The sequence below is a fragment of the Streptococcus dentasini genome (assembly GCF_053206945.1).
The window spans coordinates 44,710-52,928 of the sequence record NZ_JBRUHS010000014.1 but is presented as its reverse complement, the minus strand read 5'-3'; the positions used below and the strand labels follow the sequence as shown (position 1 = coordinate 52,928).

The 8,219-nt window shown below is 41.3% G+C and carries 8 protein-coding genes; 6 read left to right on the top strand and 2 right to left on the bottom strand.

Annotated elements, in window-relative coordinates; all coding sequences use genetic code 11:
• Window positions 1-282 (top strand): CPBP family intramembrane glutamic endopeptidase (locus ACVR1G_RS09655; RefSeq protein WP_447452966.1); only part of this gene is annotated, 282 nt, incomplete at its 5' end.
• A gap of 243 nt (window positions 283-525) precedes the next feature.
• On the top strand, window positions 526-1,173 hold the full coding sequence (locus ACVR1G_RS09650; protein WP_447452965.1) for a TetR/AcrR family transcriptional regulator: 648 nt from the start codon (window positions 526-528) through the stop codon (window positions 1,171-1,173).
• 252 nt (window positions 1,174-1,425) lie between these two features.
• Here the strand turns inward: ACVR1G_RS09650 and ACVR1G_RS09645 are convergent, their stop codons facing one another.
• Window positions 1,426-2,310, bottom strand: coding sequence for an RluA family pseudouridine synthase (locus ACVR1G_RS09645; RefSeq protein WP_447452964.1), 885 nt, complete (start codon window positions 2,308-2,310; stop codon window positions 1,426-1,428).
• A 68-nt stretch (window positions 2,311-2,378) separates the two neighbouring features.
• On the opposite strand from ACVR1G_RS09645, the gene pbp2a reads away from it, so the two are divergent.
• The 3 genes from pbp2a to secE all read left to right on the top strand — a co-directional run bounded on the left by pbp2a (window position 2,379) and on the right by secE (window position 5,570).
• A complete protein-coding gene (gene pbp2a, locus ACVR1G_RS09640; RefSeq protein ID WP_447452963.1) occupies window positions 2,379-4,715 on the top strand; it encodes a penicillin-binding protein PBP2A in 2,337 nt (778 codons plus the stop codon).
• A 486-nt stretch (window positions 4,716-5,201) separates the two neighbouring features.
• Window positions 5,202-5,354 (top strand): 50S ribosomal protein L33, encoded by a 153-nt coding sequence (gene rpmG, locus ACVR1G_RS09635; protein WP_447452962.1) that lies wholly within the window; start codon window positions 5,202-5,204, stop codon window positions 5,352-5,354.
• Between the two features lie 27 nt (window positions 5,355-5,381).
• Window positions 5,382-5,570, top strand: a complete 189-nt coding sequence (secE, locus tag ACVR1G_RS09630) for a preprotein translocase subunit SecE (RefSeq protein WP_447452961.1) — start codon at window positions 5,382-5,384, stop codon at window positions 5,568-5,570.
• 403 nt (window positions 5,571-5,973) lie between these two features.
• Here the strand turns inward: secE and ACVR1G_RS09625 are convergent, their stop codons facing one another.
• A complete protein-coding gene (locus ACVR1G_RS09625; protein WP_447452960.1) occupies window positions 5,974-7,062 on the bottom strand; it encodes a hypothetical protein in 1,089 nt (362 codons plus the stop codon).
• 173 nt (window positions 7,063-7,235) lie between these two features.
• Between ACVR1G_RS09625 and nusG the strand changes: the two genes are divergently transcribed.
• Complete coding sequence (gene nusG, locus ACVR1G_RS09620) at window positions 7,236-7,778, top strand: transcription termination/antitermination protein NusG (RefSeq protein ID WP_447452959.1); 543 nt, start codon at window positions 7,236-7,238, stop codon at window positions 7,776-7,778.
• Window positions 7,779-8,219 lie beyond the last annotated feature (441 nt).

The window sequence follows — 8,219 nt, the reverse complement described above, 5'->3', positions numbered from 1 at the left end:
GACCGAGGCCAGACCTCTTTCCCGCTCTTTTTTATCAGTTGTATCGTCTTTGCTATCTGGTTTGCCGGACTTTATAAGAGGACGAGGTCTGTTGTCGTCTGCGTACTCTTCCACGCGCTGATTAACAACGTACCTGGTAGCTTTGTTGGTATAAGAGAGGCTACAGGGTTTGGCGATTTCTCTAAGGTCAATCCAATCTTTTACCTAGGTGGTATTGCTATCATGACCCTATATAGTATCTATCTCTGGTATGGGGCTGACAAGGAGGAACAAACGCCGTAGGCAACGCGTTTCTGACCTGATCGCTGTTTTTCTGACTAATGAAAGGAAAAAATACTGGTGGCTAAAGACACCAAAACAATGGTAGGAGCCGCAGTTTATCTACGACTGAGGTGGGTGAGTAGTAGGTGTTGATGCCATAAAATAGTCCTTGGTGCTAGGGCTTAAATTTAGAGTTCTAGCTTCTTTTGCGGTTTACCACCTTTTCTGGTACAATAAACTAGAATAGAAAATGGAGGGTTAACTGTGGCAAAGAAATACGACTCCCAAGCCATGATCGAAAAAATATTAACAACAGCTATGGCGCTTTTTGCTAGTAAAGGAGTTAGTCAAACCAGCGTGCAGGACATTACCCTAAGGGCGGGTATTTCAAAGGGGGCAATCTATCACCACTTCAAATCCAAGGATGAGATTTTTAAACAGGTCCTTAGTAGATATGAAGAGCAGATACTAGGTTACTTTGAGGAATGGAAACAGGCGACTAACCACTTGAATGGTTTAGAGCAACTAAGAGAGTTGTTGCTGCTAAATCTGAATCATTCAGTATCTAGGCAGGTCAATCAAAATCTAGATTTGATTACTATGGAACCTAGTTTTAAGATGATTACCATACAGGTCAGTCTTAAAGGGGGTGGGGCTGTGATAGCGGATATCATCCGTAAGGGTATCACAGATGGCTCTATAGAGACGGAATATCCAGATGAGTGTGCTGAGGCCTTCTTGCTTCTCCTTAACTGGTGGGGAGAGTTATCAGGTGCTACCATCGATTCGACCAGACGCTTGCGCTTTATCCAACACCTGATGAAATCCCTAGGGCTAGACCTCTTGACCGATGAGATTATTCAACAGTTGCTGGCGCTGATGGAACAAACGGAGTCTAGCAGACTATCTTGAACTATTATATTTGATGGTAGTTAGGACATTATTCCTGCTATAAGGCTAGGACCTGTTATCTACCAGTAACCATAAACAGGAGTCGGTTCAAGTATCCGATTCCTGTTTGTTTTTATGGGCTGGTGGTCACATCTATGTTACGAGGACCAATTTGTAACATTCCAGTAAACAAGAACCTTGCCTCTCCGATATGACAATTTTGCAGTTTTCTCCTGCTTAACTGTAAAATTTATGCAAGAGAACTTAAGAGTACTATGGGGAACGCCATTCTATTCTATCGTGTAGTCCTTGTTCAAAGCTTGCTGATTTGGCTTTAAACGTCAGAATTTCTGCTGTAAAGGGATGGGTAAAACTGAGCTGGTAAGCGTGAAGCATCAGTCGCCCCTTGGGATGCCTATGATAAAGTGGATCACCAATGAGGGGATGATCGTGATAGGCTAGATGGACACGAATTTGATGGGTTCGTCCAGTTTCTAGCCGACAGTCAACAAGAGTCTGATTGGGAAAGCTCTTGAGTTTAGTGACATGAGTAATGGCCCCTTGGCCTGTCTGGGGACTAACGATACGCTTTCTGCGGTCATGTCGATCTCGTCCAATCTTATCAGTATAAGTGACTTTCTTTTGCCTAAATCCCCCCTGAACCAAAGCCCAGTAATGACGACTAATCTTTTTATCTTCTAATAATCGATTAAGAATGGGTAGCACAAAAGGATTTTTAGCAAAAAGCACCAAGCCGCTAGTTTCCTTATCCAAGCGATGGACGACATAGCAGGTTTGCCCAGCGTAGGCAGACACATGGTTGAGTAAGGCCACCTCATCAGGGGCATTGCCGTGGGTTTTCATTCCTTCGGGTTTATTAACGATAATCAGATGTTCATCTTGATAGCAGCAGTCGACTAGCTCTTTTTGACCTAGGGGAATTTCTTTTTTAGGGTAGTCGTCTTGGTCAAAAATCACATCAATATAATCTCCAGCTTGAACGGGGCTTTGCCAGTTGATGCTATTTCCATTGACAAACAGATGCTTCTTCGTTCGTAGAAAGTGACGTATTTTGCGGGGAACTAACCAGTGTTCCTCCAGCAATCCTTTGACTGTTGTCTGGGGGAAAGAGGGCGGTAGAGTAATTCGGAATTTCATGCTTTTGATTTTAGCACAAATCGCATTTTCTCTCTAGGTTTTTGAAGGAAACTTGCTATAATAGGGCTATGAAGTTTTTAGAGATAATCAAACAGCAGGCTCGTCAATTGAAAACGAAACTGCTGAATAGAAACAAGAATAAAGAAAAACCTTCAAGGAAGCCGTCTGACAGTCAAGCTGGTGATGAAATGAGCATGACCCAGCGTTTGGAGTCAGTACCTGTTCATGAAAGCGAGTACCATCGCAGTCAAGGCCACCATCAGAGTCACCTAGACAAGCTGATTGAAAAATATCCTAAACTCGCTTTTCTCAAGGTCATCATCCCAGATAAACAATCTTGGATTCGCCGTTTTTGGCGTCGCTACCAGATTAACAAGATTTTGGCCATTGGAGCTAGTATCTTTGTTCTTTTTACAGCGGCCTATCTTTTTTATCTAGCCAAAACAACTAATGTATCTGACTTACAGGATGCTTTGAAATCTTCAACGGTTATTTATGATAAAGAAGGTCAGCAAGCTGGTAACCTGATGGGGAATAAGGGAACCTATGTTGAATTAGATGCTATTTCTGATGATTTAGAAAAAGCTGTCATTGCAACCGAGGATCGCAGTTTTTATAAGAATCACGGTATTAATTATAAGCGCTTTTTCTTAGCTGTTCTAACTGCCGGAAAATTCGGAGGAGGCTCAACGATTACCCAGCAGTTAGCCAAGAATGCTTACCTGACTCAGGAACAGACTGTTACGCGGAAGGCCAAGGAATTTTTCCTAGCAGTAGAGCTCAATAAGAAATATTCCAAAAACCAAATTTTAACCATGTATCTCAACAATGCCTACTTTGGCAATGGTGTATGGGGAGTTGAGGATGCCAGTCAAAAATATTTTGGAACCAGTGCTGCTGATTTGACTGTTGATGAAGCGGCAACTCTGGCGGGAATGTTGAAAGGCCCAGAGATTTATAATCCGCTTTATTCAGCCGATAATGCTACCAACCGACGCGATACTGTCCTGCAAAATATGGTTAATGCTGGCTATTTGACACAAGCTGATGCAAAATCATACAGGGGCGTTGATATATCCAGCCGCCTTAGTGATACCTATGCGGGCAAGGCTGAGGAGTATAATTATCCCTCTTATTTTGATGCTGTAGTCAACGAAGCTATTGATAAATACGGGATATCGGAGAAAGATATTCTTAATAATGGCTATAAAATCTACACTGAATTGGATACCAACTATCAAGATGGAATGCAAACAGTCTATGCTCAGTCGGCCAATTTTCCTACCTCACCTTATGATGGTTCAACCGCTCAGTCTGCCAGTGTAGCTATCGACCCATCGACCGGTGGTGTCCGCAGTCTAGTTGGACGTCTCGGCTCGACGGATGATCCTACCTTTAGATCTTATAACTATGCTACTCAGTCATCGCGCAGTCCAGGATCAACGATTAAGCCTCTGGTTGTATATTCACCAGCTGTCGCCGAAGGTTATGACATTGATGAGGAGCTTCCTAATACTGTTCAGGATTATAATGGTTATGCTCCTTCTAACTACGGCGGTATTGAGACGGAAAGTGTTCCTATGTATCAGGCCTTGGCCAATTCCTATAATATTCCAGCTGTTCATCTGCTGAACGAAATGGGAGTCAGCACGGCTTTTGATTATGGTAAAAAATTTGGTCTCAATATGGATAATGTGCCTAAAAACCTAGGTGTTGCCCTCGGTGGCAGTGTCACAACCAACCCGTTAGAAATGGCTCAAGCATACTCTACTTTTGCTAATGGTGGAGTTATGAATGAAGCCCACTTTATCACTAAGATCGAGACGGCCTCAGGTAAGCCCGTCGTCGAGTATAAGAAAGCTTCATCTCGCGTTATTAGTAAGTCTGTCAGCAACAAGATGACTAGTATGATGCTGGGGACTTTTTCCAACGGGACAGCTGTCAGTGCTAATGCCTATGGCTATACTATGGCTGGGAAAACGGGGACTACTGAAACCAACTTTGACGAAAACTTGATCAGTGATGAATGGGTTATCGGTTATACACCTGATGTGGTCATTGCTCAGTGGATGGGCTTCGAGCATACGGACGAAAATCATTATATTGTTGATGAATATGGAACTTCTGACAATGTCTTCAGCCAAGTATCGAGCTACATTCTACCCTATACCAAGGGGACAGAATTTTCTCAAGAGAATGCCTATTTATCGGATGGTCAGGATCTAACCTACGATGCTAATAATGAAGATAGCAGCGCCAATGCGGATGAATCTAAAGGGATTATTGATCAAATTGGTGATGCGGCCGAAGATGCCAAAGATAAGGTCGGTCAGGCTGTCGATGATTCTGGTATTGTAGATAAAGCTAAGGATGCTTGGAATACCTTCAAAGGCTGGCTCCAATAAATGATCTTATCTTTTTTCGCAATGGAGATACATTAACGAGAGAGTGAGGAGACTACTATAATGTTAGTGCTATCGCCTGCAAAATCGGGAGTGAATCAGGCATCTGCCAGAGTCTAGCTAGCATTCGTAAATTATATAACACATAAAGTGATCTATAAGCAATCAATCATTCGAAGCGTTTGTTTTCTTATTTTAAGGTGGATACCCGAGAACTAAGATATTTCCAGTTAAGGACTTCCATAGTGCGTCGTGGGTGCCAAAGTACCAACTGTGTAGGAGTAAGAACAGATCTTGTTCCCCTTATGTTGTCTGATGCTTTTATATACATTCAAAAGGGCTGGACTTTTTGTTTCAGCCTCTTTGTTGATTTAGTCGCTGATTTTATCTAAGCTGCAGTTTATCAGATAGTTTAGGCTCAGATAAACTTACTAACTTGATTGAAATCCTAATTCATGCTACAATAGGTGGGATTAAAACGGAGGACTTATGGCGCAGAAAAAAGCAAGCCTAGCCTGTTCGGAATGTGGTTCGCGCAATTATTCAATCAGTATAAGCAGTAACCCTAAACCGACACGCTTAGAGGTCAATAAATATTGCAAACACTGTCAAAAATACACCTTGCACAAAGAAACACGCTAACAGTTTAGCAAAAGAGAGGGAATTATCGTGAAATTTTTAGCTGGAATTTTTCAAATCTTAGAACAAACAAATTGGCCAACTCCTAAACAACGCTGGATTGACTTTTTCGCAATTTTGGAGTATACGGCTTTCTTTACGGCAATTATCTACGCTTTTGATTTTGTTCTTCGCTGGGGAATGTCCTATCTTCTTACTCAGGTGACTCTACCCTTCTAAGATATATATAGTGTGAATCTCCCTGTGGGTGTCTGCTTTGCAGATGCCTTTTTGTATACTCAAAAACTAGCAAAAGTGGTCAGAACAAAGATATCTCAAATTTGGATTATATATGAGACAGTGGTTATTTTATTCCGACCGTTGGCAAAATTACCTTCTAAATCGTAATAATCGTAACCAGGTTCAACTAAAAAAGAGATGAATCCTATCCACACAAGTTTCAAGCTCGAAAGATCCTCTGGAACTTTTGGAAGGGGTGGAGATAGCGGTAAAAGCTAAGTCCCCGTTTTAAGCTGAACACCAAAAAGGCCCTATAATTCCTCACCAAGAATTATAGGGCCTCGAAGATCAGCGAGGAGAAAGCAAATTATCTTCGTTGTTTAAACACATATTAGAAGGGGGATTATCCGGCTTGGAATTCGCCTCCGCCACGATAGTCACTGTCATCACTGTATTCCTCATCATCACCGTAGTACTCATCTAAAAGGTCGTGATAGGCTTCATATCCATTTTTAGCCTTGTTTTTAGCTTTCTTAGCTTCTTGTTTAGTCATGGATTTGTAGGTTTCCTTAAAGTAAGGTTCACCATGTTCAAAATAAACAATTGTTAGTTGATTGTCATTGATAAAATATTTTGCTTTCCAATCATCGAGTTGGAGTGGTTCATCTGGATCAGCCAGATAATAGTTATAGAATTTACTATCCTCAATACGAGTCTCAATGCGATGCTCCTTTGTTTTAACATTTAAAGTCAAAGCTGGATCAGCCAAAGAGGCAGTGGCATACACATCATCTGGTAACTCATCTTGTAGCGCTGGCGGGAATGTTATATAGTTATAGGATACTAAGTTACCATTTTTGCTGGACAAAAAGGTATTAATCTTTAATCCTTTAGTATCTTCTTTATACTTACTATCAACGATCCTAGAATTCTGCGAAAAAGTATCCCAACCACCATCATCGTAGTAAGCTGTTTCAACTAATTCCCAGTCTCCTTCGATATTCTTTTGTGCTGCCTTTTCCTGGCCTCGGAATCCTAGAATTCCTAAGGTAAGCAAAAGTACAGCGATAATTACCATAATACCGATGTTAAGCCAAATTGGCCAGCCTTTTTGACCCTCCTTATAAAAGAGGTTAGGGAACCGTTTAGGCTTTTGTGGTGCAGGCATGACTGGTTGTCCAAAAGAATTGAGTACAGCTGTATTGCTATTTTGTGAAACCGTCATATTATTTACGGGTGCTTGATCAGTCAGTTGAGGCGGCTGTTCCTGTTGCTGGTTTTCTTGGACTTGACTCGATTCTGGCTGGAGCTCACTGCTTTCAGGCTCTATTTGTGTTGGCTGTTCAGCAGGTGTATCAACTGTTTGTCCTGCCTGTTTAGGCTGATCCGGAATATACTCACCAGCTGCTTCTGCCTTTACATAGTCAGCTGCTTCTGGTTTTCTTCCGTTTACTAATTCAAAAAATTCAGCCCATTCTTTTTCATTCATCATAAAAATGGTCTCCTTAAAAATATTCTCCTAAAAGAGTTCGATAGCACTAGTATACCATGTTTTAAGAGATTTTAAAAATCCTATGAAAAAGTTTTCCAGCTATCCTAACTTGTGTTATAATAAGAAGGACATTAAGGCCTACCAAGGCTTTTTTATTATGAAAGGAAATTACTATGCTAGATTCATTTGATAAGGGCTGGTTTGTCCTGCAAACTTATTCAGGTTATGAAAATAAGGTTAAAGAAAATCTATTGCAGCGAGCGCAGACTTACAACATGACGGAGAATATCCTGCGTGTTGAAATTCCGACCCAAACTGTTAACGTTGAAAAAAACGGTAAGGTCAAAGAAGTCGAGGAGAATCGTTTCCCGGGTTATGTCCTTGTGGAAATGGTTATGACGGATGACGCTTGGTTTGTCGTGCGTAATACTCCCAATGTTACTGGTTTCGTCGGTTCTCACGGAAACCGTTCAAAACCAACGCCTCTCCTAGAAGAAGAAATTCGAGCTATTCTGTTATCTATGGGACAAACAGTTGATGTTATCGATACCAATATCAAGGTTGGCGATGTGGTACAGATTATTGATGGGGCTTTCATGGGACAGGAAGGCCGAGTCATTGAAATCGAAAATAATAAGGCTAAAATTATGATTAGCATGTTCGGCTCCGAAACAGCTGCCGAGGTTGAACTTTATCAAATTGCAGAATTAAATTAAGCTGCTAAGGGCGTAAAAAAAGACGTATGGTTTTAGCCCAGGCTCAATTAAACTAAGGTACAACGCCGTTAAACGTCTCAATGGCAAAATAGGCAAAGAAGTATAGGATTTCTAGTCATATTTTATCCTTTCCCGCAAGAGCCTAGACGTGTTCAGTTATCAGTTACAAAAATAACAAATGTCTAAAGGGGAGTGGAATAAAAATCAGTATAGTTAGCTATCAAATTTATTGTTCTACCTTGGCAAAGATGATAAGGACTACCTATAATAGATAAAAAGCTCCAACCCTCCCGCTCCATCACGGTGCTTAACGAATTAAAGCTCGAGGGAGCAGAAGTTTTTTCTGTCTATTAGGCTCCTTACTAACTTCAGCGAGAGGGCATTGTCGGTTATCTCGTTTTCATATTACCACGAACCAAGCAAGCATCATTGCCTGAAAAT